We start from the raw sequence: 25132 nt of genomic DNA, 5'->3' as shown, positions 1-25132 counted from the left end.
ATAAATAAAAGTTACTTTTTGCCAAATATTATATTTGTATATGTTAATCATTTAACATCTTAAATGCACAAAAAAAATACATTGATGATTCATTATGCAACATATTAATTCATTTGTACCAAATGAAAAATATAAATTTAATTATTTGATATTTAAATAAAATTATGTGAAAAAATCTTACAACAAATAGTATAACATTACATATAGTAAAGTTCTAAAACGATACATTTTTATTTATTAAGTATGTGAAGTGTCCATTAATGTATATTTTTTATACAAATAAATTTGAAACTTTTAGCCAATATAAAAAAATTTGCCAAACGGAAAATTTATTTTTCATCAAAACAAATAAAGACTCTGTCTTCAAACATAATAAAATCAATATTTATCAGTATTTTGCATAAACTAAAAAAAGAAAAATATATAGTTGGCACTTGCTTTGCTTAAAAGCATTACAGCAATATCGCTAACTACAACAAAAAGGGATCAAGTCCACGATGAAAAAAAAATACAATGTTCGATCTCAGGTAACCCCCAAGATCGGCAAGACAATACTTAAATTAAGTACCCTTAGTTTAAGCATGATGTGTCTTACCATGGCACAAGCAGCAGAAACTGAACAAACAAGTAATGATGACAAACCAGCAAAAGTTGTAAAAGTTGCCGTTACAGGCTCTTCAATCAAAGGGGTTGCTGCACAAAGTGCTTCACCAATTACCGTTGTAAAAGTTGATGAAATTTTAAAACAAGGGGTAACTTCAACTGAAGAAGCATTAGCTAAGATTAGTGCAAACCAATCAAACTTCGTAACTGCTAGCAACGTGGGCGCTAGTAAAACTGTGGGGTCAGCAGCAAACCTAAGAGCTTTAGGGGCAAACAAAACTCTTATTTTACTGAATGGTCGTAGATTAGCTGCCAATGCATACGATAGCGGAGTAACCAATTTAAATATTATTCCACTCGCTATGTTAGACCGTATTGAAGTTTTACGTGATGGTGCTTCTTCCATTTATGGAACAGATGCAATCGGTGGGGTTATCAACTTCATTACTAAAAAGCAGTTTACGGGTCTTAACTTAACTGCTGGGTATCAAAAACCAGAAGAAAAAGGTGGAGATCAACAAGACTACAGCATTTTCGGCGGTTTTGGTGACTTAGAGGAAAATGGCTATAACGTTTTTGGAGTTGTCGATTACAGAAAAGGCGATGATGTCATGGCCCAAGACCGTAAAGTCAGTCGACGTGGAGGCATATTACCTGAATTAGGTGTAAATAAAACCAGTAGTGGCTCATTCCCAGCCAATGTTCCAGGTTTAGGCAATCCTTATGCATCTATAGGTTGTAGCAATGACCCTCTAGTCAACAGTCCTGATGGCAAAACTTGTAGATATAACAGCCAGGCTGTTATTGGAATTGTTCCAAAAACAGAAGATATTTCTGTAATGGGCCGTGCTACTTTTAAACTCAGCGATAATTTTAATGCAATTGCTGAATATTTATATGCAAGAAATGAGGTTACCACTTCAGTAGCACCAGATGTATTCTTTGATTTAACACTAGATCCTAGTAGTAAATATTATCCAGGAAATGGCATAACTCCTGCTCTTGCTGGTGCAACGGGCCCTATTGATCTTTATTTACGTTCACAAGCTGGTAATCGTATCAGTAATAGTATTAACCAGTCACATCGTATATTTGCCGGTATTGAAGGTGAAACTCATGGCTGGGATATCAATTCAGGTGTGACTTATGCGCATAGTAGTGCCTCTGATGCTATTTTGAGTGGATATTTAGACTATGACAAAACTCAAGAGGCTTTAAACAATGGCACCTTAAATCCGTTCGGACCGCAAAATTCTGAAGATGCTGGTGTATGGGATCAACTAGGTGTTAAAGGCAAATATTTAAAAGCCAACTTAGATACTACAACTGTCGATTTCACTGCAAGTCGACCTATTTTCAAACTACCAGCAGGTGATGTCGGATTCGCCGTTGGAGCAAGCTATCGTTATGAAGATTGGACTTCAAAGGTAGTTGCAGATGTTGCTCGACTAGCTCCTAGTACAGGTACTGATCCAGACGAACCAGAAAACAAGGGCGATCGTAATATCAAATCGGTATTTACCGAATTCCACATTCCACTGCACAAAACTTTAGAAGCTCAAATTGCTGCTCGTTATGATGACTATAACGATTTTGGCGATACGTTTAATCCAAAATTTGCACTTCGTTGGGAGCCGATTAAACAGTTAATGTTCCGTACCACTTATAGTACAGGTTTCAGAGCTCCTACACTTTGGGAGGTTAATGGACCAAATTCAGTAACGAATACAGGTGCGACATATGATGACCCAGCACTTTGTCCTGGAGGAGTTGTACAACCTGGTGGTAAACAAGAACGCGACTGTAATATGCAGTTCAAACGCCAAAATGGTGGGAACAAGAGTTTAAATCCAGAAGAGTCTAAATCTTTTACAGCGGGCTTAGTATTTGAACCTGTCAAAAATTTAGCCTTCACTCTTGATTACTTTAATATAGAAGTGGATAAGCAAATTGCTACTCTATCCGAAGCAGCTATATTTGCAGATCCTGTGAAATATGCAGACAAATTTGTACGTAATGCTGACGGCTCACTAAATTATATTATTACTACACAACAAAATTTAGGTGGCATTAAAACATCTGGTTTTGATGTGGGCTTAAGTTGGGTTTCACCAATGACTACCACAGGCCGATTTGGTTTCAATATTGATGGTACATATATCACTGACTACAAATATCAAGCAGAACCAGATGGTGACTGGAAAGGTGTTGCAGGATCATATAGCGGCTTAGATTATCAATCGATTATTTTGCGCTGGAAACATACCGCAAATCTGAACTGGAACTACGAAAACTGGGCTTTAAACCTACAACAAAACTTCTCTCGTGGTTATCAAGATCAAAATGCAAATGATCAAAACCATAGAGTAAGTGACTATACAACCTACAATATTTCAGGAACTTACAAAGGATTTAAAAATCTAGAGTTAACAGCAGGTATTAAAAATATATTTGATGAAGATCCACCTGCTTCTAACGTAATTGATAACTTCCAAATGGGTTATGACCCACGTTACGCAGATCCTTTAGGACGTACTTACTTTGTACGAGGTACATATAAGTTCTAAATGGTTGTTCTGCAAATATAACTGTCAAAAGTTAGTTTGCAGAACAAATACTCATTCTTAGCCAAACAGTCATTTTAAAAAATTGTTTGTCTACAGTTTCAGGAGTAACTATGGGCATGACTTTTACAGACATAGAAAATAAATCTGCCAAACGCCTTATTGGTATTGCCGCAGTACTTTTTCTGCATCTTCTTGTTGCCTATATTCTGATGTCAGGTTTAGCAAACAATATTCAAAAACCAGCAGAAAAACCTGTGGAATTACAAATTATTCAGGATATTAAACCGCCTCCTCCACCAAAACCGGAGGAGCCAAAACCTAAGGAAAAACCACCGGAGCCACCAAAAATGGTCGAAAAGGTTGCCAAGGTTCCTGAGCCGCCTAAACAAGTTGAAAAAGTAACGACACCGGTACAAAAAACTACTCCGGTAGCTCAGCCAACTAAAGTTGCGTCTCCAGCTCCAGCCGTGCCGGCAACACCTAGTACACCATCACCAAGTCCCGTTGCAGCACCTGCCCCAGCACCGGCAGCACCGGCACCGAAACCAACTGGCGTGACTCGTGGCGTTTCAGAAGGTTCCGCAGGTTGTGAAAAACCGGAATATCCTCGCGAAGCACTGATGAATGAAGAACAAGGTACGGTACGTATACGTGTTTTAGTTGATACATCCGGCAAAGTTATTGATGCCAAAGTGAAAAAATCGAGTGGCAGTAAAACCTTAGACAAAGCGGCAACTAAAGCTTACAGCTTATGTACATTCAAACCAGCAATGAAAGATGGCGTGCCTCAGCAGGACTGGTATGAAATTGAATATCCATTCGTAATTGAATAAACAATTGAATTAGTAAGAAATTAAAAATATTGGAGATAACATGATGAAAAAATCAACTCAACCACTAGTACGTTTCGCTTCTGCAAGTTTAATCGCAGCATGCTCACTGCTCCCATTAAGTACAGTTTTTGCAGAAGAAACCAGTAATACTCCTGTTGCAACAGCAACTACTGAAGCGGCTTCAAACGCAAGTACTCCTACTCCGCCTCCAAAGCCTGCAACGAGTGAAACTGTTAAAAACCCTTATGGTCTAGAAGCTCTTTGGCGTGAAGGTGATTTAGTTGCTAAATCTACCCTATTCATACTCGTACTTATGTCTATTGGTACGTGGTACATCATTGTCTCTAAATTCTTACAACAAGCAAAAGTAAAACGCCAAGGTAAAGAAGCAGAAAAAAGTTTTTGGGAAGCCACTTCTCTTGATAATGCCACTGACGGTTTGGAACAAAGTAGCGCATATCGTTTTATTGCGGAAAAAGGTATTAACTCAACTAAATCACACGGCGGTTCATTACTTGAACGCATTGACTTTAATACTTGGGTCAGCATTTCAATACAACGTGCGATTGAAAAAGTACAAAACCATTTAGGTGGAGGTTTAGCCTTTCTAGCAACGGTTGGATCTACTGCACCTTTCGTGGGTCTATTCGGAACAGTATGGGGAATCTATCACGCGTTAACTGCTATCGGGATTTCAGGTCAAGCATCTATTGATAAAGTAGCAGGACCTGTTGGTGAAGCACTTATTATGACTGCTATTGGTCTTGCAGTTGCAGTACCGGCTGTACTTGGTTACAACTGGTTGACTCGACGCAATAAAGCAGTAATGGAAAACGTCCGTTCATTTGGTTCAGATTTACATGCAGTTTTATTAAGCGGTGAAATTAATACCAATAATTCAGTTAACCGCAGCATTAAATAATAAGGAGCAAACATTATGGGTATGAGTGTTGGTTCTGAAGATGATGACGAAATGATTGGAACAATTAATACGACACCTTTGGTGGACGTCATGTTAGTTCTACTTATTATTTTTCTTATTACTATTCCGGTAGTTACTCATACAGTTCCGGTGAAACTACCAGAAGAAAAGAATACGCCGTATGCAACCACACCTGAAAATATTCAACTCTCAGTTAATAAGAAAGGCGATATTTTCTGGAACGAAAGTTATGTACCAAATAAAGAAATACTGTTAGCAAAATTGCAGGCTGTAGCACAAAAAAGACCACAGCCAGAAGTACATATTCGAGGAGATCAGCTTACCCGTTTTGAAGCGATAGATCAGGTCATTAGTACGACCAAACAAGCTGGTATTGGCAAAATTGCCTTTGTTACTACACCTCCAGCCACCCCGTAATGATTTTAAGGAGAATTTTATGGGTATGAATGTCGGTTCAAATAATGATGACGATGTGATGTTGGAAGTCAACATGACACCGCTTATTGATGTCATGTTGGTACTCATTATTATGTTTATTATTACCATACCTGCACCAAACAACGCGATTAATATTAATTTGCCAAATGGCACACCGCCACCAACAAATGAAAAGCCACCTGAAGTGATTGATGTAAGAATTGATACAACAGGCAAAGTATTTTGGAATAACCAAGCGGTTTCTGACCGAAAGGCACTAGAGACTTTATTTCAAGGTGTTGTTGCTAAAAAAGATCAAGACCAGATCAAACTCAAACCAGACCAGATGGCTGAATATAAAAATGTAGCGATGGTTATGGCTACTGCACAGCGTTTAGGTGTTACTAAAATTGGAATTGTAAGTAGCAACTAGTATTTCTTTTAATTTATATAGCTCCATTATCTCCAACGCTAACTTGAATTTTCAGTTAGCGTTTTTTTGAAGCGAAATATTCAACTCTAAAATAATATCACCGCATTCATCACATTCTCCAGTTTCTATAAAACCCAATTTTTTATAAAGTTTTCCAACCACATAATTCGATGGCTTATACATCGTTCGTATGCGTTTCGCCCCTTTAGTAAATATTTCATCAATTGCTATTTGCAACGCTGTGGTACCATAACCTTTAGCTTGGTTACCTTTGCTAATCATAAATCGAAACAACCAGAATAATGTCTTATCAGGTGGATCAATTTCGACGCAATACATTAGGAACCCAACGACTTCCTCATTAAAACAGATCACTCTTGGACAGTAATGTTCTTCCACTTTAGACTCAGCAATAGAATATACATTTGGTGCAACATAGTCCTTTTGAGAATCATCTAATGATAATCTTGCGCATAGAAGCCAATTCTCACGATCGAGATTTTTTAAGTTAATCAAACTTGAAATCCTTTATTTATAAATTCACACCTTATCTGTAAGCACAAAATATACCGAAAATAAAAAAAGCCTCCGAAGAGGCTTTTTTTATAACAGGTTTAAATTAGTCACCTGTATAACCTTTTAATTTTAAGCGAGCAGCGTGTAGTAACGGTTCAGTATAACCTGAAGGCTGTTCACAACCTTTAAAGATAAGGTCTGAAGCTGCTTGGAAAGCAATATTCGTTTCAAAGTTAGCTGCCATTGGTTTATACAATGGGTCATTCGCATTTTGCTCATCAACAATTTTTGCCATGCGTTTAAGCACTTCTTCAACTTGTTCACGAGTCACAATACCGTGACGTAACCAGTTCGCAACGTGTTGAGAAGAAATACGTAATGTTGCACGGTCTTCCATTAAACCCACGTTGTTAATATCAGGAACTTTTGAACAACCTACACCTAAGTCAACCCAACGAACAACATAACCTAAAATACCTTGGCAGTTATTTTCAAGCTCATTGTTGATCTCTTCTGCTGACCAGTTTGTATCAGGTGCAAATGGAGGTGTTAACAAGTCGTCTAATGACAGCATTTCTTCAGCTTTTAGCTGATCTTGACGTGCTTTTACATTTACTTGATGGTAATGTATCGCATGAAGTACAGCACCAGTTGGTGATGGAACCCAAGCACATGAAGCACCAGCATTTGGATGAGCAGCTTTAGTTGCCAACATATCTTTCATGCTGTCTGGTTTTGGCCACATACCTTTACCAATCTGAGCTTTACCTTGTAAACCACATTTCAAACCAATTGCAACGTTACGGTTTTCGTAAGCAGCAATCCATTTTTGTGTTTTAACAGCTTCTTTACGAACAACTGGTGCAGCTTCCATAGAAGTATGGATTTCATCACCTGTACGGTCCATGAAACCAGTGTTGATAAAGATAGTGCGATCTTTAGCAGCAGCAATACAGTTTTTCAAGTTTACAGATGTACGGCGTTCTTCATCCATAATACCGATTTTTAGAGACTTCGCTGGTAAACCTAGTGCTTGCTCAGCACGTTCAAATAACTCTACAGCAAATGCAACTTCTTCAGGACCATGCATTTTTGGTTTAACAATATACATAGACCCTTTACGAGAGTTTTTATTTTCGTTCGTACTACGGATATCAGCAACTGATAACAATGGAGTTACCAATGCATCCATAATACCTTCGTAAATTTCTTCACCATCTACTAAAATCGCTGGATTCGTCATTAAGTGACCTACGTTACGAAGTAACATAAGTGAACGACCATGAAGTTTTGTTGTTCCACCAATTAAGTTTTTAATCTCGCGGTCTTTGCTTAACGCACGAACAATTGTTTTACCATTCTTTTCGATAGATTCTTGAAGTGTACCCTTCATTAAACCTAACCAGTTACGGTAACCTTCAACTTTTTCTTCTGCATCTACAGCTGCAACTGAGTCTTCAAGATCTTGAATTGTTGTAACCGCCGCTTCAAGTGTTAAATCTTTAACACCTGCTAAATCAGTTTGACCAATTGGGCTATTCGCATCAATTTCAATAATGACATGCAAACCATTACTTAAAAGTACTACTTCTGAAGGATTTGCTTCTTCACCATTGAAACCAACGAACTGGGCTTCATGAGCTAAACCTGTTTTAGTACCATCTTTTAAAGTCACAACAAGTTTGTTTTGCTCAATTGCATATTTAGTTGCATCAGCATGTGAACCTTCTGCAAGTGGGAAAATTTCATTTAAGAAATTTTTAGCAAACTCAATCACTTTAGCGCCGCGCACAGGGTTATATCCTTTCCCTTTTTCAGCACCACCTTCTTCTGAAATTACATCGAAGCCGTAAAGTGCATCATACAAAGAACCCCAACGTGCGTTTGCTGCATTTAAGCAATAACGTGCATTACGTACAGGCACTACTAACTGCGGACCTGCTAATAATGCAATTTCTTCGTCTACGTTTTCAGTTGTGATCTGGAAATCTTCAACTTCTGGTAATAAATAACCAATTTCAGTTAAAAACGCTTTATAAGCACCTAATTCAAATTTGTTATTACGGTGCCATTCATCAATTTTTGCTTGTAATTCATCACGCTTAGCCAATAACGCTTTATTTTTTGGGCTAAGATCGACAACAACTTGCTCAAAGTTCTTCCAGTAAGTTTCACTATCTAAACCAGAACCTGGTAAAGCTTCATTTTCGATAAAATCGTAAAGTTCTTTAGCAATCGCTAACTTGCCTTTTTGAATACGTGCAGTCATTGTCTTTCCTGAAGTTGCTACTTTTTATACCAAGAGAAACCTAGTATACCGATTTAAATTAAGCTGAATACTAATATCACATTCCTAAATAGTAAGCATTTTCCCTTGCAAAACTATTGACAAAGATAAATTTTTCTATACAGGAAAATATTAAAATTCTAACTAGGTTTCCCAACAATTTATTCAATATTGAAAGATACTGAAACTAGACTTTTTGTTAACATACAAAAAGTTTCACTATCTTATTTTTTCTAAAGCGTATTTAGTTATATCAAACTTTGCACAATGAAAAAGTATTATTTAGCTAAATTTATCTATTTTTGTTGTAAAAAAGCGCTCTATTTAGAGCGCTTTTTTATATCTCATTTCTTAAGAAGTTTTAGTAGCATCAATATGACGATGCTCAGAATGCAAATACTCATCTGATTGCATTTCTAATAAACGGGAACGTGTACGCTCAATTTCAAAAGCCAATTTCTCACCTTGATAGATATCAATAATGCTGTCTTGAGAAGTTAAGAGTAATTTCACACCACGATCATAAAACTCATCGACAAGATAAATAAAACGACGTGTGCCTTCTGACAAGAAGTCAGTTAAGTGCGGAACATTACTCACCAGAACAGTATTATAGATATTGGCAATTTCAATAAAGTCTGCAGGACTACGCGGCTTTAAACAAAGTTCAGAGAACTCACACCATAAAACATCTTCTGTATGACCTAGTGTTTCAACAACACGGTTATTAATCACAATTGGTTCATGAGAATTTGTTTGCGTTTGAGTTAAAGCACTATAACGCTCTGCGATCCAGTTTTGAGCTTCATTGCCCAGTGGTGATTTAAACAATTGAGCTTGTTTTAAAACACGTAAACGGTAATCCACACCCGCGTCTACATTTAAAACGACACAGTTCTTTTTAACCATTTCAATTGTGGGAATAAAACGATCACGGTGAATCCCGTTTTTATATAAACCGTCTGGTGCAATATTTGAAGTTGCAATGAGTGTTACACCGCGAACAAATAACTTCTGGAATAAATCACTCAAAATCATTGCATCTGTTACGTTTGACACGAAAAACTCATCGAAACAAATAACAACAGCATCTTTATAAATTTGATCAGCCACGATATCGAGTGGATTACGTTGACCAGAAAGTTTATTTAATTCTTTATGTACATGTTGCATAAAGTGATGGAAATGCATACGTGTTTTACGGCGAAATGGCACAGACTCATAAAATTGGTCCATAAGCCAAGTTTTACCACGTCCTACACCACCCCACATATATACACCTTTTGGAGAGGTTTGACGGCGAAAACGACGAAAAGCTTTTTTAGAAGCTTTATAACGATTTAAAAGTTCTTTCCATACACGATCTAATTCTTGCACTGCCTGTGCTTGTGCTTCATCTGCCATGAACTGGCCTGAAGCCAATGCCTCAGCATAGCGCTCTGCTGGGGAAGAAGGAGTAAATGCAGTACTATGAGAAGATTTTAAATTTAACATATCATTTTATTTCAATTTTAACTTAAGAGAGTATAGCGAACATTTTGTCCGACCACATTAGCTTTTAGCATCAAGAGTTATACTCAGTAAAACTCTTTTCCATATTGCCGAGGGCTCTGTCCAAACCATCTTTTAAACGCATGATTAAAAGCGGCAGGTTCAGAATAACCAAGTGCTTCTGCAATAACTTCAATTGAATACTCTTTATATTCCATAAGCTTAAGCGCCTTATTCTTGATAATCTGTTCACGAATTTGTTTATAACTCGTATTAAGCTGCTGCAATTGATGCCTTAATGTCCTTTCAGGCATTTTTAAAGCAAAAGCGGTTTCCGCCATGCTCGGGATAATTCCTTGTTGTAGCTCTAAATAATCTTGCACATATTGAATAATAGGTGGTATTAGATGATCTTGTTCATTTAATCGTTTAATTTCTTTAATACATTTAGCTTCATAGATACGATGAGTAATAATATCTGCTGAAGGAATTTTTATATCAAGTACATTCCTACTTAGGCTAAATGCTGCATGTGTAGAATTAAAATGCAGATCATCTCCATAATATGAGAAATATTGAGCAACAGTATCTGGATCAGTGGATTCTGGAAATGGTAAATCTATACGCATATCAGGCATTTTTAAGCCCATCATTGTATAAATATCTTGAATAAACTTATAAGTACCCGAAATTTCGCATTGGGCACGGAGTAAACCGATTTCTGTTTTTAAATCGACCGGTAAATAGTTAAGAATGATATGTTTTTCGGTTTCTTGTAAACTCAAAGTGCCAAATAAATGAGTGAGTTTTTGATACTGTATCCCTTTTTCCAGGGCAGTTTGTATATCTTGACTTGTTACAAGTAGCATTAACAATGGACCATAACCTGCTAATGCATAGTGTTGCCCAATAAACAAACCTTTCTCAGGATCAACATTCTCACTAATAATTTGTTGTATATCCCATTCCAAACTGTCATGAATTGTTGAGCTTGGGTCTAAGGAATCTACTTTTATACCTATATCTGCCAAACGTGAGTCGACATCAATGCCCGCATTGCGCATTCCTTGAATTAAATAGATTAAACCAAGTGCCGATCGTTTCATTCTTCTATCAATTTCCCTAGACTGAAATGTTTTACTATAAAGAAGTAATAAAATTAATTGCCGAATATATCAATTTTCACGTCGGTACAATCATGTTTAAACTGTTCAAAAGAAGTTAGTCTTGCCTGCAATCCTCTTTAGCGCATATGCAGGGTTTCCAATGCTAAATTCAAAACAACATGCTACTCAAAAAACTAAAATCGCAATTATTGGTGCTGGATTCGGTGGCCTTGCAATGGCTATTCGTCTATTACAGAACAAGCAAACAGATTTTCTTATTTTAGAAAAATCCACTGATGTAGGAGGAACTTGGCGAGAAAACAGGTATCCAGGAGCTGCCTGTGATGTACAGTCACACATGTATTCTTTATCTTTTGCACCTAAAACAGACTGGTCAAAACGCTATGCTGAAGCCCCCTGAAATTTTTGATTATATTCAAGATATAACTAATAAATATCAAATAAAAAACTACTGTAAGTTTAATCATGAAGTTACACATGCACAGTATGATGAAACGCGACATGTATGGATGTTAGATTTTGCCAACCAACCTTCTCTAGAAGCACAATTTGTAGTATTTGCATCTGGTCCATTACATATTCCACAAATCCCTCATATTCAAGGTATTGAAAAATTTAAGGGTAAAGTTTTTCACTCCTCCCAATGGGAACATAGCTATAGCCTAAAAGATAAATCAGTTGCTTCGATTGGTACAGGTGGTAGTGCGATTCAATATATTCCAGAAATCGCAAAAGATGTTAAGCAACTATATGTCTTTCAAAGAACAGCAGCATGGGTTATTCCACGTGATGAGCGAAAATACTCCAGTTTAAGTAAAGCCCTATTTAAAACATCTAATCTTTATAGACAAATTCATCGTAGTCGCCTTTATTGGAGTAACGAATCACGCGTTGTGCCAATAGTTCAGCCTCAAATCATGAAATATGGACAAAAACTAGCCGAAGCTTTTATACGCTTCCAAGTAAAAGATAAAGAATTAGCTAAAAAACTTACCCCAGACTTTGTGATGGGCTGTAAACGTATTCTTATTTCAAATAAATACTTCCCGACATTTAACCGTAAAAATGTGGAATTAGTGACGGATAGTATTCAAGAAATTAAAGAACACAGCATTATTACAAAAGATGGAAAAGAAAGATCTATCGATTGTTTGATTTATGGGACTGGCTTTATTACAGATCCCCGAATTTACTTAAAAGATTTTACTTGTATTGATCGTAACCAAATTGAATTAAAGCAGGCGTGGAAGAACGGTGCAGAAAGTTATTATGGAATAGTGACCAAGAATTTCCCTAACCTATTCCAACTGCTTGGACCAAATACTGTTTTAGGCCATAACTCGGTTATTTTTATGATTGAGTCTCAAGTTAATTATATTTTACAACTTATTGAACTCGTTGATAAATCTGGTCAACACGCTATAGAAATTAAACCGGAAGTCCAAGATACTTTCAATGAAGGAATACAGAAACAACTTCAAGGTACAGTATGGCAAGCAGGCGGTTGTAATAGTTGGTATCAGGCTGCCGATGGGAAAAACTTTTCTTTATGGCCAACTTATACTTGGAAGTATTGGTTAGAAACCCGTAAAGTTAACCCCAAAAATTATTTACTGCTAAATAAGTTCTCTAAGAGCTATGCAGCATAAAATGTTCAATACATAATAGATAGGTTAATAACAATCTATCTATTATATGCAATCTGTTAGCCTGATTATTCAAATTTTTATTGTAATAGCTTTTGGTTACTTTCTTGGTCCTAAACTCTCATTAAATATTCGGCAGTTTATTTTTAAAATTCTGCCCTATTTTTCATATATTTTACTAACAAGTGTTGCTTTAGAATTAACACTTGCACTTGATCAAATTAATAACCCATCTACTATATTGCCACCAGCTCTATTAATTGCATTTACAACATCTTTTGGTTCTTTTTTTACTTGTTTAATCGCCTACGCAATTTTTGATAAAGAAAGTGTTAAAGGAAAAATTTCACTTCAGCTTTTTATCAATGCTCTAAAAAATATTGCTAAGGCATTTCTAGCTTTAACTGTAGGTATCATTTTAGGTATTCTTTTTACTCGACTAAATATACATATTTCATTTAATAGTTGGTATCTGTTATTAGTCTTTATTTTTCTAATTGGCATCGAATTAGCTTTTACCCATTTTAACCGAACATGGTTAAGCTGGAAAATTCTTATTGTACCTTTAGCTGCTTTTATAGGTTCATGTATAGCTGGTTTTCTTAACTATTTTATACTAGGCAATCATTTTACACTCAATGAAATGTTAGCTTTAGCCCAAGGCTATGGCTGGTATTCGATGTCAGGTATTTTATTTACACAATTACATTCAGCTGAGCTAGGTGGAATTGCCTTACTTACAGATTTATTTAGAGAAATAGTTGCAATTTTACTCATGTACACCATGGGATGGCGTTTTCCACGTCCAGCAATTTCAAGCGCTGGTGCTACCTCGATGGATGTAACATTAGCAATGGTAAAACAGTCATGTGGTACACATTATGTACCACACGCCATGATGAGTGGCTTACTTCTAAGCCTACTCGCTCCACTTTTAATTACTGTGTTTTTAAACTTTTAAGCAATCGAAGCAAGAATTGACTTCAACATTTGAGTTGGGTCTTCTGCTTTAGTAATTGGACGACCAATAACTAAATGGGTAGAGCCATCAAGCATTGCTTGTTTTGGAGTCACAATACGTTTTTGGTCATCTGCATTACTACCTTCTGGACGTATTCCAGGGGTAACTAAAGAGAAATCTTCTCCAATTAATTCACGGAGAATTTTAGCTTCTTGAGCAGAACAAACTACACCATCTAAACCACTCTCTTTAGTCAGTTTAGCTAATCTTTTAACTTGCTCTACAGGTTCAATATCTAAACCAATATCTTTTAAGTCTTCACGACCCATTGAAGTTAAAACTGTTACAGCAATTAACTGAGTTTGATAATTACCAGCCTTTAAACGCTCTACACAGGTTTCCATCATTTTTCGACCACCTGATGCATGTACGTTCACCATCCACACACCTAAGTCTGCCGCAGCACATACAGCTTGAGCAGTTGTATTAGGAATATCATGAAATTTTAAATCTAAGAAAACTTCGAAATTTTCTTCTTGAAGTTTTTTTACAACAGATGGGCCTTCATGAGTAAAAAGCTCTTTACCTACTTTTACGCGGCATAATGTAGGATCAAGTTGTTCAACAATTTTTAAAGCGTCATATTGGCTTTTAGCATCCAACGCAACAATGATACTCAAGAGACTTTCTTCCATCATATAAAATCAGCGCTATTATAATAGACAAGTCAGCTACTAATAAAGAAAACTATGAAGACAAGTTTTTGAATAAAAAAATATTGATTTTAAATTTAATGAATGAGGAGAAATATAGGGAGGAAATACTACTCTCTATAACCAGATAAAGAGTAGTATTACGAATAATTATAAAGGAGTAGAGTTTTTATCTTGAGGATAAACATCTACCACAGTTTTTTCATGTCTTACATTTGCAGCTGCTTCTGCTGCTGCCAATTGAGCACTTTGAATTTGTTCTTTTCTCAAATGGTCAATATCTTTTCTAAGGCGTTTAATTTCCCAACCTTTTTGGAAAACTCGGAAAACTTGTACACCTAATAAAAGTCCAACTACAATTCCAAGCGCCAAGGTAAGCAACAATAATAAACCTAAACGCATTGCAGGAACTTGAGTAAATAATAAATCAACAGGAAGTTCTGTTGGGTTCTGCAAAACAAGTGCTAAAGAATAGCCAAATACAATAATGAGTAATGCAATTAGAATATAACGCATAGGCACCCCACTTATGAGTTTTATTTATTTTCCAGATTCATTCACTGCATCACGGAGTGCTTTACCTGGTTTAAAATGTGGAACAGCCTTCGCTGCAACATCTACTGACTTACCTGTTTTTGGGTTGCGACCAACTCTAGGTTCACGGTGGTGTAAAGCAAAGCTACCAAAACCACGGATTTCAATACGATTGTCAGTCGAAAGAGCTTCGATCATTTGATCAATCATGATTTTAACCGCTTCTTCCACCAATGGCTCAGCCAAGTGTGGATTTTTTAGCGCAATGCGTTCAATCAAATCAGACTTATTAAGAGCTTCAGTAGTCATCTACGACCTCGTTATTTATTACTACTCTAAGTCGTTTGATAATAACCTGTTTAAATACAAAACGGTAGCGCAGTATGTTGAATACTACGCTACCGTTTACAGTAATTTGTATAAAAAGTACAATTTCGTTACATGAAACTGTACTTTGTTAACTTATTACTTCATTTGTGCTTTGATCAAGTCACCAATAGTCTTAGGACCATTTTCTTGAGAAGCTGATGCTGTACGTAAGTTAGCTACTGCTTCTTTCTCTTCAGCTTCGTCTTTCGCTTTGATAGACAAGTTGATAGAGCGAGATTTACGATCAACGTTGATGATTTTAGCTTCAACTTCTTGACCAACTTCTAAGAATTTAGTTGCATCTTCAACGCGGTCACGGTTGATTTCAGAAGCTTTAAGAGTAGCTTCTACTTCGTCAGCTAACTTAACAGTTGCGCCACGAGCATCAACTGCAGTCACAGTACCTTTAACTAAAGCACCACGTTCGTTAGCAGCTAAGAAATCATTGAACGGATCGCTGTTCAATTGCTTGATACCAAGGCTGATACGGTTACCTTCAGCGTCTACAGACAAGATAACTGCTTCAACAGTGTCACCTTTCTTGTAACGACGGATAGCTTCTTCGCCTTGTTCGTTCCAAGAAATATCAGACAAGTGAACTAGACCGTCGATACCGCCATTTAAACCAATGAAGATACCAAAGTCAGTGATAGACTTGATTGTGCCTGAAACTTTTTCGCCTTTCTCATGAGACTTAGCAAACTCTTCCCATGGGTTAGCACGAGTTTGTTTGATACCAAGGCTGATACGACGACGTTCTTCGTCAACTTCAAGAACCATAACATCAACTTCGTCACCGATCTGAACAACTTTAGATGGGTGGATGTTTTTGTTAGTGTGGTCCATTTCAGAAACGTGTACTAAACCTTCAACGCCTTCAGCGATTTCAGCGAAACAACCGTAGTCAGTTAAGTTAGTAACACGTGCTTTAACGATAGAACCTTTAGGGTAACGGCTCATGATCGCTAACCATGGATCTTCGCCTAATTGTTTAAGGCCTAAAGATACGCGGTTACGTTCACGGTCAAATTTAAGTACTTTAACAGTAACTTCTTGACCAACTTCAACAACTTCTGAAGGGTGCTTAATACGCTTCCAAGCCATATCTGTGATATGAAGAAGACCATCAATACCGCCAAGATCAACGAATGCACCGTAATCAGTAAGGTTCTTGATAGTACCTGTAACTGTTTGACCTTCTTCAAGTTGAGCAAGTAATGCTTCACGGTCAGCAGAAGATTCAGCTTCCATAACAGCACGACGAGATACAACAACGTTGTTACGTTTAGCATCAAGTTTGATTACTTTAAACTCTAACTCTTTACCTTCAAGGTGAGTAGTGTCACGGATAGGACGAGTGTCAACTAATGAACCTGGTAAGAACGCACGAACAGGACCGATGTCAACAGTGAAACCGCCTTTAACTTTACCAGAGATAACACCAGTAACGATTTCGCCATCTTCAAAGATTTTTTCAAGTTTAGTCCAAGTTTCAGCACGTTTAGCTTTTTCACGTGATAAAACTGTTTGACCCATACCGTTGTCAAGAGCTTCAACAACTACGTCAACAGTGTCACCAACCTGAACTTCAAGTTCACGTTGTTCATTTAAAAATTCAGCACGGTCAACAATGCCTTCTGATTTAAGGCCAGTGTCAACAGTAACCCAGTCGCTATCGATGTTTACAACAACACCTTGGATGACTGCACCCTTTTCAACGTTGAGGTTTAATTCACTTTCTTCAAAGAGGGCTGCAAAAGATTCGGTCATGATATACCTGATAAAGTCAGCGGTCTTGGATCAGACAAGGCCGGTTTAGTTAAGTATCAACATAGTCTTTATAGACTGATCAAGCTATGCGTCAACTGATAATCTTAGTTGCTAATAGTACGGCTATTGACATAATCAACCATTAACTTAAATACTTGATCGATCGTTAATTCCGAACTATCAATGATATAAGCATCTGCGGCTGGCTTGAGAGGAGCTACTTCCCGCTCCATGTCTCTTTTGTCACGCGCTTGTATATTAGCTAAAATGTCGTTTATTTTAGCATCTAGACCCATGCCCTGCAACTGTTTTACTCTTCGCTCAGCACGAGACTCTGCCGAAGCTGTCAGGTAAATTTTTGCATTCGCTTCAGGGAAAATTGATGTTGCCATATCTCGGCCATCTGCCACTAAACCTGGAGTTTGCGCAAAGGCTCTTTGACGCTCAAAAAGTGCTTGTCTAAGCTCTGGTATTGCTGCAACTTTAGAAGCATACTCTCCAACTCGCTCTGTACGGATAGTTTGTGATACATCTTCTCCATCAAGGAAAACCAATGTTCCCTCTGCTGAAGTTTCAAACTTGATATTAAGCTGACGAGCATATTTCACACACTCATCTAAATGGCTATCTAATTTTTCCAATAAATCATGTTTATGTAATGACAACCCTAACAAACGATACAAGGCGCCAGAGTCGAGTAAATGAAATTGATAATAAGCAGCAAGTTTTGCCGCTAGTGTTCCTTTACCCGAACCACTCGGACCATCAATAGTAATAATTTGAACTGTCATTGAACTCTCACTAAGAAGCAAATGCTTTAGCTAATCTCGAAAAGCCTAGTGTAATCGCTAGTTTTAGCTGTGCAAGAATTAATTTACTTACAACAGGAGCTTTTGCCGTTAATTCGATACGATAAGTAACCAAAGTAATATATGGAGTTATTTCAGAAAACTCGATACGACCTAAATGGTGCTTAACTAAGGGATTATCAATCAATTTATATTCAATACGCTTGTTTTCTTCGAGATAAGTGATTTCTTCTTTAAGTGGTTTAATCGTACCAAACCCCATACGACGAACAGAACCAACCCCATCGGGTCTTTCAGGATCTACTGAGTCTTTTACACGTACAACTTGTAATGGAGCAAATGCCTTATTGTAAGTTGCATGTTTAGAAAGCAGGTTAAATACATCACTAAGAGGAGCATTAAATTCTTTTTGTATAGTAATTACATTACGCATGAAAGTTCCTTATTTAAATAAATCATGTCAATGAAACGGCGTTAGTTTGCCATAACCACATGACATTTTTTAATCATTTAAGGACGATTTTTGTTGCTTCTCTTGTTTCTTTTGTTCACGTCTTTGCTTAAAAAAAAGACTTAACTGCTGAGCACATTTTTCATGTAAACATCCCTGCTCAAAAGTAAATTTATGGTTGTAATAACCATTTTCTAATAATTGACGTGTACTCACTAGTGAGCCTGCTTTAGGCTCTACTGTCCCGAATACAACGTGTTTAATTCTTGCATGTACCAAAGCTCCCACACACATTGTGCATGGCTCAAGCGTAACGTATAAAGTCGCGTCTTCAGGTAAACGATAATTTTTTAATAATTCGCAAGCCGAACGAATAGCTTGAATTTCTGCATGCGCTGTAGGATCAGACAAACCAATTGGAGCATTGAAACCAGCTCCAATTAACTTATTTTGGCTTACAATTACAGCCCCAACAGGAATTTCCCCCTGCTCAGCTGCTAATTCAGCTTGCTCGTAAGCAAGCTGCATCCAATACTCATCACTAAATTTAGACATTATTTATTATGACACTACACCATACTGTCTAAGTAATGCATTCCAGCTATCAATAGTCGTAATTGGTGGGTCATCGGCCAAAATGCCTCTTAATGTAAGATCTTCACATGCTTTCCACTCTGGCGATAAATCTTTATCGACTAAACGTGCACGCACACCTTCCACAAAGTCAGGGTGGCGAATTTTCCATTCAGAAATTTGCGCTTCCAGGTCAAAAACTTCGTCCCAAGAATGAACTTGTTTACCCCATTGCCATAACAACCAAGTAATCGCTGCTGTACTTGGCGAACCCTTTTGTAAGTTTTCACTAGCTTGACGCAACCAATCACTGCTTGCATCGCGTAAGCTTACAATCGCCTGATAGTCTTGTTCAAAACTTGAACCACGACAAACACTATGGATAACGTCTAAAGAATTTTGCAATGGTCCTGCTGCAACCGGACGGTGCAAACTATTTAAAGTATCGTCAATCGCACGGAAATCACCTGCAGGATAGTGAGCCCAATTAATATTCAGTACTTTTTGCAGAACATTATCACGTTGTGCTTCGCAAATATGCGTCGCCCAACCAATGCTGTAGGCCCCAGCGGCAGTCATGATAGAACCCGTCAAACCAGTAAATAAACCAATTTGCCCACGGTCAGCAAGGAAACGGCTTGCACCTACATCTGGGTATAAGCCAATATTAATTTCAGGCATTGCCAAACGTGAATACGGTGTAACTAAGCGGAAAGGCGCAGCCATAAACAAGCCTAAACCGCCGCCCATTACATAACCTTCGCCCCATACAACAACTGGTTTTGCATAATTATGCAAAAGTAAATCCAAAGCATATTCTTGCTGGAAAAACTTATTTGCTGTTTCTACTTCTTGATTAATGATCAGCTGACGTAATTTGCGTACATCTCCGCCTGCACAAAAAGCTTTTGGTGTTGTCGAGTCCAACCAAATTGCTTTCACTCGCTCATCATCACGGAAGTCTTCAAATACTCGTAATAAAGCCGTTACGATTGATTCATCTAAAGCATGTAATGATTTAGGTCGATTCAAACGTACTATACGCCAACCATTTTTCGCTTCTTCAACTACCAAATCCGGATGATAGCTATTTACATTGGGAGAGTTCATCATGCGTCCAATTGCCAGTCTATGGGCTCAATGCCATATTGTTTCAAATATTGATTTGTTTTTGAAAACACTTTGCAACCAAAAAAACCACCACGATTAGCCGCAAGTGGTGATGGATGTGCAGCAGTTAAAACTAAGTGTTTTTCTCTATTTATACGTTGCCCTTTACGTTGTGCATAAGCACCCCATAAAATAAAAACAATGTGCTCGCGTTGTTCATTTAAGACATCAATTACTGCATCAGTAAACTCTTCCCAACCTTGTTTTTGGTGTGATGTGGGCTGTCCTGCTTCTACAGTAAGTACACTGTTTAATAAAAGTACACCTTGCTCGGCCCATTTGGTTAAATCACCATGACGCGAAATTGGTACACCTAAATCTGTATTTAATTCATGAAAAATATTACGTAAAGATGGAGGTAATGCAACCCCTCTTTGTACAGAGAAACTTAAGCCATTTGCCTGATTCGGTCCATGATATGGATCTTGCCCTAAAATCACGACTTTTACATGATCTAAAGGTGTAATATTTAAAGCATTAAAAATTTGTTTACTTGGTGGATATATTGTTTTTTGAGCCTGCTTCTGTTGAAACAGGAAGTCTCGCAAACTATCCATGTAAGGACTCAGCAAAAATGGAGTTAATGATCTTTTCCAGCTTTCTTCTAATTGAACTTTACTGAGTTTGTCTTGCTGTTGCTCAGTTAATTGCATTAATGTCATCCTAGATCAATTTTCATTTCTACAAACAAAAGGACGTTAACTTACACTTCTACTTGTAAGTTAACATGTGGATTCTGAAACTTAATCCCTTGTTTTAAATTTTCATACATTTGTGGATCAGTCCATTCAGATTGAACTTGTTCTGAGAAAATAATACCTTCAAGGTTTAGTAGTCCCATTTGTTCATTTTGAATATCTTCAAGAAAACTTTGGGCATACCCTGTATCAGTTTCATGAACAATCACTGAATAAACTTCAACATCACCTTCCCCATTTTGGGTAATGGTTGATTTTAATACTTGCTGAGCTAGATAGAAGAAAATACGAGAAAATTGCTCGGCAGATGGAGACACTGGTAAAGAAATCCAACGTGCACTAAAAGTTTTACAAGCATCGATATATTGTGGATCATCTTTTTCCCAGAAACAAATCGCATGATCAAAACTATCAAAAAGGTCCTTAATCACGCCTTTTAATAGTCCAAAATCATATACCATTTGTCCATGATCTAATTTCGAAGCTTTAAGTAATAACTCGACTTTATAACTGTGCCCATGAATCGATCGCTTACAACGATCTGATGTACAGTTACGTACTACATGTGCATTTTCAAACTTAAATAACTTACGAATTAACATGTGCCAAATCGATCATTCCTTCTAAGAACATTATTATAAAGCAAAAGATAAAAACTTCGCACCACTTTTCAAATAGAAACAATTAGCAAAAAGTATGATAAGAGATGTGAAGGAATTTTGAAGATATTGATTTTTACTTTAAATATTGTCTATACAGAAATATGACCTCATCCCTTTTATTAATAAGCTTCAAGTATTACAGACTTAGGAAAAATATCAATAAATTTATTTAGTTAAATGAAGCCAAACTCCTTGAGTAGACATATACTTGCTTATCTTTTCGCATTAAGGCGCTAGTAAATTGGCGCTTTCTATTGTTTAGAACAACTTCAATTTGAGCTTGAAAGAAGTTAGATTTAACATCAATAAGACCACTTGCCTGCTTTTTCTTTTGACTATCAACCGCTGAAAAAGCACTCAATTGCCACAATTCATCAACATTTTGGAAGAACTTTAAATTTTGCTGTCGCGCCTGTAATTCTTTTTCGATCGCCCCCACATCTAGTTTTTCATCAATACTTGCTAAAACCAATGGTGAAGCAGTATTGATGTTTAATTTCGTATTTTCTGGCAAAGCAGAAATATATGGGGCGATCAAATCATATTTTTTACCATCAAAGCCTCTAACTAGTTTTAACTCTTCAATACGGTGAAATTTAGTATTCGCAGCCATATAGCTAGGATCTAAGCCTTGATAATAACTACTTTCTGCTCCCATTGGTCCAGCTGGCTCATCATTTGGGTCTTGCCAATCAATCACAGCCTGACTTAGCTCAGCAGGTAAACCTACTCGCACAAGCAAACGTTCAAACCAACTTTTAGCATCTTCATTTACCATACCTTCCCCATTGGTCAAATTATTTAAGTTAAATTTCCCCGACTCATCAAGCAAACGCCCTGAGACAGAACCATCTTCTACTGGGAACGTTGGCATAGGTTGTGCCCATGTCTCTTTTAAATGATCTACTCCACCCGCATTATTTGCATCTTGAATTAATAACTCCGAAAAAAAAGCTTCTGCACTTTTTGCATAGAGCAAAGATTGATTTTGACGCATTAAATAAGCTGTATTTTCCATAGTATTATTTTGATGTTTGGCAATAGAAGCAGCTAAAATTGTAGCCAAGGCAACCATAATAAGTATTGTCAGTAAAGCGACACCCTGTTGGTGCTTATAATTTTTAAACATTATGAGCCACCTTGTGGGGAAAGCGATAAATTACTTTGATTTAAGCTATAGATCCATTCATAACTTACTCCTGCTACAGTAAGTTGAATTTTTATTCCTTTCGGTAATTTTTTCAATTCATTAGGCTTTGTTGGATCAATATTAACCTCAGGCCACTTTGTTACCTCTTGCGGAGTCAAAATCATAATCTGATATTGGTCAACCTGACTTAGCAAGGTACTCGATAAAGGTTGCTCATTATTCGAAGTATTCAAATTTGTATATTTAAGACGATATAATTTTTTTTGGTCTGCATCATAACGATATTCAATTCGTTCAAACGGTGATAAACCTTGTTTTAAAGGATCCGTTACACCTGCTTTGCTAAAACGCAGAATTTGATTATCAATTTCTAAAGCTGGATGAAGTTGGCCTCCTTGATTTGCAGATAAAGGAATAATTTGCAGACTATCACGAAGAATTTGTTGATAAGCGTCTTGTAACTCAAACAAATGCACTTCATGTTCAGCATTACGGTCACGAACTTTAAGCAAGTAATCGAAAATTTTCCACCCCAATAAAGATAAGACCGCAAAGATAGCAATCGCAACTAACAATTCAACCAACGTAAATCCTGAGCGAGGATTAACAAAGCGAAGCTTTGTCCGAGCGCAAGATGAAGAGCTATGCTCTGAATAGCCAGTCGACACACCACCTGATCGCGCCGCAAGACGAGAAACCATGTTTCGAGTGTGAGGCTCTCTAAAGCGAAGCTTTGTCTGAGCGTAAGACGAAGAGCTATGCCCAGAGTAGTCAGTCGGAATAACACCCGACTGAGCTCTAAGATGAGAAGCAATGCTTTGAATTCGAAAATTCTTATTTTTTATCATTATTTTGCTTTCACTGGATAATTAAAAAAGACCATATGAGTAATACCGTTTTGTACTTTTCCCTTATCCGGATCATATAAGCTAACTTGTACATCAATTTTTTGAACATTAGGGCTAACAGTTGATTCAGCTGATTTATAAATCTGCCAAGTCTCTCCTTGAGAAGTTACTTGCTTAGTTTGAGTGCCCTGCAGCCACTCTTGATTAATCTCCATCATAGCAATTTCATTCATAGCTACAAATTGAGCTTTAATTCTTAAAATGGCATTAGAAGTAGACTGAGTGTACTGCATTGCCACTTTAGTTAAAGCAACAGCTGCTACTGCAAAGATTGCCAAAGCAACCATAACTTCTAAGAGGGTAAAGCCTTTAGATTTCATTTATTTTACCCAAATGATCTATTTGTATTTCTGAACCAATCGGTTTTTGCTCTAGATAAAATTGTATTTTGACGGTCTTGGCTTCTCCATTGCCAAACCAGATAAGCTGAGGTGTTTGTCCACCAACCAAATCGGTATTTTTAGCTTTAGAATAATTCTCACCATCTAAAGGCTGTACTGAAAAAGACACATGCGCAGGAAGTTGTCGTGTTTTAAATTCGGTATATTTCTGCCAGCGATTTTTTAAGTCTTGTACTTGTAAAGTGCTTTGATCGTGATATTCGTATAATTCATAAGAAAATGGTGAGACATCTGTCTCACCATGAGTTTCTAAAGCTAATACACGTGATTGGTCTAGTGATTCTTTATTAATTTTCTGTAAATCGAGTAAAAATAACTCTCTTGCCTGCATTGCCTTTTTTTGGTCTATACCACCGATATTCAATACAACAAGTGAAGTCATAATTGTCATAATCACAATGACTACCATCACCTCTATGAGGGTAAAGCCTTTTTGTGATTGAAATGATTTCAATTTCATATTGACCTATTAAGCGTATTGTTCAACTGCTTGTTTCGGTAAGGCCAACGCCTGATCAATATAAGCTACTCTCAAAGTGTCTCTTGAACCCAAATAACGTTGGTAAAAACTTGAATTCAGAATTGCCGCAGCTCCATGAGTAAGGGACCAAATTGAAGCCAAGTAATCTCGCGTAGTCATATGACTCTGGATTGATTCTAAATAATGATCAGTCATACGAATAATAATACGTAAGCGCTGTTTTCTTACTTGATACAGTTCATTAAAAAGATGATGCACACCTTGTGCTGTAATCGAAAGCTTTTCTTCAATTTGATGGAACAAAACTGTTCGTTCCGGGTGGTGCAAATGATGCAACATAAAGAAAGCCAAATGCTCTGGAAAAGCTTTCTCAGTGTCTTGGACCATTTCGAGTAACATGCGCTCATTACGAATAATCAACAACATGTACAATTCATCTTTGCTTTGAAAATGTTTGTACAAAGTACCTTTTGCCAAATCAAGCTCAGCAGCCAGCACATCAAGTGTCATTCCGGCTTCGCCATTTTCTAACAACAACTGTTCCGCAACTTGAAATATTAACGCTTCTCTTGCTCGGAACTGAGCTTGACGGTCCATCTTCACGCAATTACTCTCTTTG

General features: G+C 37.1%; 25 protein-coding genes and 1 pseudogene. 7 read left to right on the top strand and 19 right to left on the bottom strand.

The window, feature by feature from the left end; all coding sequences use genetic code 11:
• Positions 1–497 precede the first annotated feature (497 nt).
• The 5 genes from MKL35_RS06440 to MKL35_RS06420 all read left to right on the top strand — a co-directional run bounded on the left by MKL35_RS06440 (position 498) and on the right by MKL35_RS06420 (position 5796).
• The gene (locus tag MKL35_RS06440) at positions 498–3170 is read left to right on the top strand and encodes a TonB-dependent receptor (RefSeq protein WP_032011206.1); all 2673 of its coding nucleotides are present in this window, start codon (positions 498–500) and stop codon (positions 3168–3170) included.
• 110 nt (positions 3171–3280) lie between these two features.
• Entirely contained in the window at positions 3281–4003 is a 723-nt protein-coding gene (locus MKL35_RS06435) for an energy transducer TonB (RefSeq protein ID WP_032011208.1), read from the top strand.
• A gap of 40 nt (positions 4004–4043) precedes the next feature.
• Entirely contained in the window at positions 4044–4925 is an 882-nt protein-coding gene (locus MKL35_RS06430) for a MotA/TolQ/ExbB proton channel family protein (RefSeq protein ID WP_004709087.1), read from the top strand.
• 15 nt (positions 4926–4940) lie between these two features.
• Positions 4941–5363 carry an ExbD/TolR family protein gene (locus MKL35_RS06425; RefSeq protein WP_032011209.1) on the top strand — a complete coding sequence of 141 codons (423 nt, stop codon included), beginning with the start codon at positions 4941–4943 and terminating at the stop codon, positions 5361–5363.
• 19 nt (positions 5364–5382) lie between these two features.
• Positions 5383–5796 (top strand): ExbD/TolR family protein, encoded by a 414-nt coding sequence (locus MKL35_RS06420; protein ID WP_032011210.1) that lies wholly within the window; start codon positions 5383–5385, stop codon positions 5794–5796.
• A 51-nt stretch (positions 5797–5847) separates the two neighbouring features.
• On the opposite strand, the gene MKL35_RS06415 is transcribed toward MKL35_RS06420, so the two are convergent.
• The 4 genes from MKL35_RS06415 to MKL35_RS06400 all read right to left on the bottom strand — a co-directional run bounded on the left by MKL35_RS06415 (position 5848) and on the right by MKL35_RS06400 (position 11196).
• Positions 5848–6312, bottom strand: coding sequence for a GNAT family N-acetyltransferase (locus MKL35_RS06415; RefSeq protein WP_032011211.1), 465 nt, complete (start codon positions 6310–6312; stop codon positions 5848–5850).
• A gap of 103 nt (positions 6313–6415) precedes the next feature.
• Entirely contained in the window at positions 6416–8581 is a 2166-nt protein-coding gene (locus MKL35_RS06410) for a malate synthase G (protein ID WP_270913156.1), read from the bottom strand.
• A gap of 369 nt (positions 8582–8950) precedes the next feature.
• Positions 8951–10093 carry a cell division protein ZapE gene (gene zapE / locus MKL35_RS06405; protein WP_002050256.1) on the bottom strand — a complete coding sequence of 381 codons (1143 nt, stop codon included), beginning with the start codon at positions 10091–10093 and terminating at the stop codon, positions 8951–8953.
• Between the two features lie 83 nt (positions 10094–10176).
• A complete protein-coding gene (locus tag MKL35_RS06400; RefSeq protein ID WP_032011220.1) occupies positions 10177–11196 on the bottom strand; it encodes a helix-turn-helix domain-containing protein in 1020 nt (339 codons plus the stop codon).
• A gap of 121 nt (positions 11197–11317) precedes the next feature.
• On the opposite strand from MKL35_RS06400, the pseudogene MKL35_RS06395 reads away from it, so the two are divergent.
• Positions 11318–12866: pseudogene (locus MKL35_RS06395) on the top strand (flavin-containing monooxygenase).
• Positions 12867–12912: 46 nt separating this feature from the next.
• Positions 12913–13824 (top strand): lysine exporter LysO family protein, encoded by a 912-nt coding sequence (locus MKL35_RS06390; protein ID WP_002049769.1) that lies wholly within the window; start codon positions 12913–12915, stop codon positions 13822–13824.
• On the opposite strand, the gene pyrF is transcribed toward MKL35_RS06390, so the two are convergent.
• From pyrF to MKL35_RS06315, 15 genes are all read right to left on the bottom strand, one after another.
• On the bottom strand, positions 13821–14519 hold the full coding sequence (gene pyrF, locus MKL35_RS06385) for an orotidine-5'-phosphate decarboxylase (protein WP_025467815.1): 699 nt from the start codon (positions 14517–14519) through the stop codon (positions 13821–13823). The genes MKL35_RS06390 and pyrF overlap by 4 nt on opposite strands.
• 168 nt (positions 14520–14687) lie before the next feature.
• Entirely contained in the window at positions 14688–15053 is a 366-nt protein-coding gene (locus MKL35_RS06380; protein WP_002049904.1) for a lipopolysaccharide assembly protein LapA domain-containing protein, read from the bottom strand.
• A gap of 24 nt (positions 15054–15077) precedes the next feature.
• Positions 15078–15380: an integration host factor subunit beta gene (locus MKL35_RS06375; RefSeq protein WP_002050043.1), complete on the bottom strand. Its 303-nt coding sequence runs from the start codon at positions 15378–15380 to the stop codon at positions 15078–15080.
• 156 nt (positions 15381–15536) lie between these two features.
• The gene (rpsA, locus tag MKL35_RS06370; RefSeq protein WP_002050239.1) at positions 15537–17210 is read right to left on the bottom strand and encodes a 30S ribosomal protein S1; all 1674 of its coding nucleotides are present in this window, start codon (positions 17208–17210) and stop codon (positions 15537–15539) included.
• 104 nt (positions 17211–17314) lie between these two features.
• A complete protein-coding gene (gene cmk, locus MKL35_RS06365) occupies positions 17315–18001 on the bottom strand; it encodes a (d)CMP kinase (RefSeq protein ID WP_002049899.1) in 687 nt (228 codons plus the stop codon).
• Positions 18002–18011: 10 nt separating this feature from the next.
• A complete protein-coding gene (locus MKL35_RS06360; protein ID WP_002050033.1) occupies positions 18012–18452 on the bottom strand; it encodes an SRPBCC family protein in 441 nt (146 codons plus the stop codon).
• Positions 18453–18521: 69 nt separating this feature from the next.
• Complete coding sequence (gene tadA, locus MKL35_RS06355) at positions 18522–19025, bottom strand: tRNA adenosine(34) deaminase TadA (protein WP_032011223.1); 504 nt, start codon at positions 19023–19025, stop codon at positions 18522–18524.
• A gap of 6 nt (positions 19026–19031) precedes the next feature.
• Positions 19032–20156, bottom strand: a complete 1125-nt coding sequence (locus MKL35_RS06350; protein ID WP_270913151.1) for an enoyl-CoA hydratase/isomerase family protein — start codon at positions 20154–20156, stop codon at positions 19032–19034.
• Entirely contained in the window at positions 20153–20866 is a 714-nt protein-coding gene (gene ung / locus MKL35_RS06345) for a uracil-DNA glycosylase (protein WP_032011224.1), read from the bottom strand. The genes MKL35_RS06350 and ung overlap by 4 nt, the downstream gene beginning before the upstream one ends.
• A gap of 50 nt (positions 20867–20916) precedes the next feature.
• Positions 20917–21513, bottom strand: coding sequence for a 6-pyruvoyl trahydropterin synthase family protein (locus MKL35_RS06340; protein ID WP_032011226.1), 597 nt, complete (start codon positions 21511–21513; stop codon positions 20917–20919).
• A gap of 229 nt (positions 21514–21742) precedes the next feature.
• Positions 21743–22702 (bottom strand): type II secretion system minor pseudopilin GspK, encoded by a 960-nt coding sequence (gene gspK / locus MKL35_RS06335; RefSeq protein WP_032011227.1) that lies wholly within the window; start codon positions 22700–22702, stop codon positions 21743–21745.
• Complete coding sequence (gene gspJ, locus MKL35_RS06330) at positions 22702–23571, bottom strand: type II secretion system minor pseudopilin GspJ (protein ID WP_032011228.1); 870 nt, start codon at positions 23569–23571, stop codon at positions 22702–22704. The genes gspK and gspJ overlap by 1 nt, the downstream gene beginning before the upstream one ends.
• A complete protein-coding gene (gspI, locus tag MKL35_RS06325) occupies positions 23571–23951 on the bottom strand; it encodes a type II secretion system minor pseudopilin GspI (RefSeq protein ID WP_270913147.1) in 381 nt (126 codons plus the stop codon). The genes gspJ and gspI overlap by 1 nt, the downstream gene beginning before the upstream one ends.
• On the bottom strand, positions 23941–24492 hold the full coding sequence (locus tag MKL35_RS06320) for a type II secretion system protein (RefSeq protein WP_002049902.1): 552 nt from the start codon (positions 24490–24492) through the stop codon (positions 23941–23943). Before MKL35_RS06320 ends, gspI begins: the two co-directional genes overlap by 11 nt.
• A gap of 9 nt (positions 24493–24501) precedes the next feature.
• Entirely contained in the window at positions 24502–25110 is a 609-nt protein-coding gene (locus MKL35_RS06315; protein ID WP_000375838.1) for a TetR/AcrR family transcriptional regulator, read from the bottom strand.
• Positions 25111–25132: the final 22 nt, after the last annotated feature.

Source organism: Acinetobacter sp. AOR41_HL (assembly GCF_027854645.1).
GTDB classification, from domain to species: Bacteria; Pseudomonadota; Gammaproteobacteria; order Pseudomonadales; family Moraxellaceae; genus Acinetobacter; species Acinetobacter nosocomialis.
Note: the sequence above shows the minus strand (reverse complement) of the source record. Positions and strands in the feature narration are given on the sequence as shown.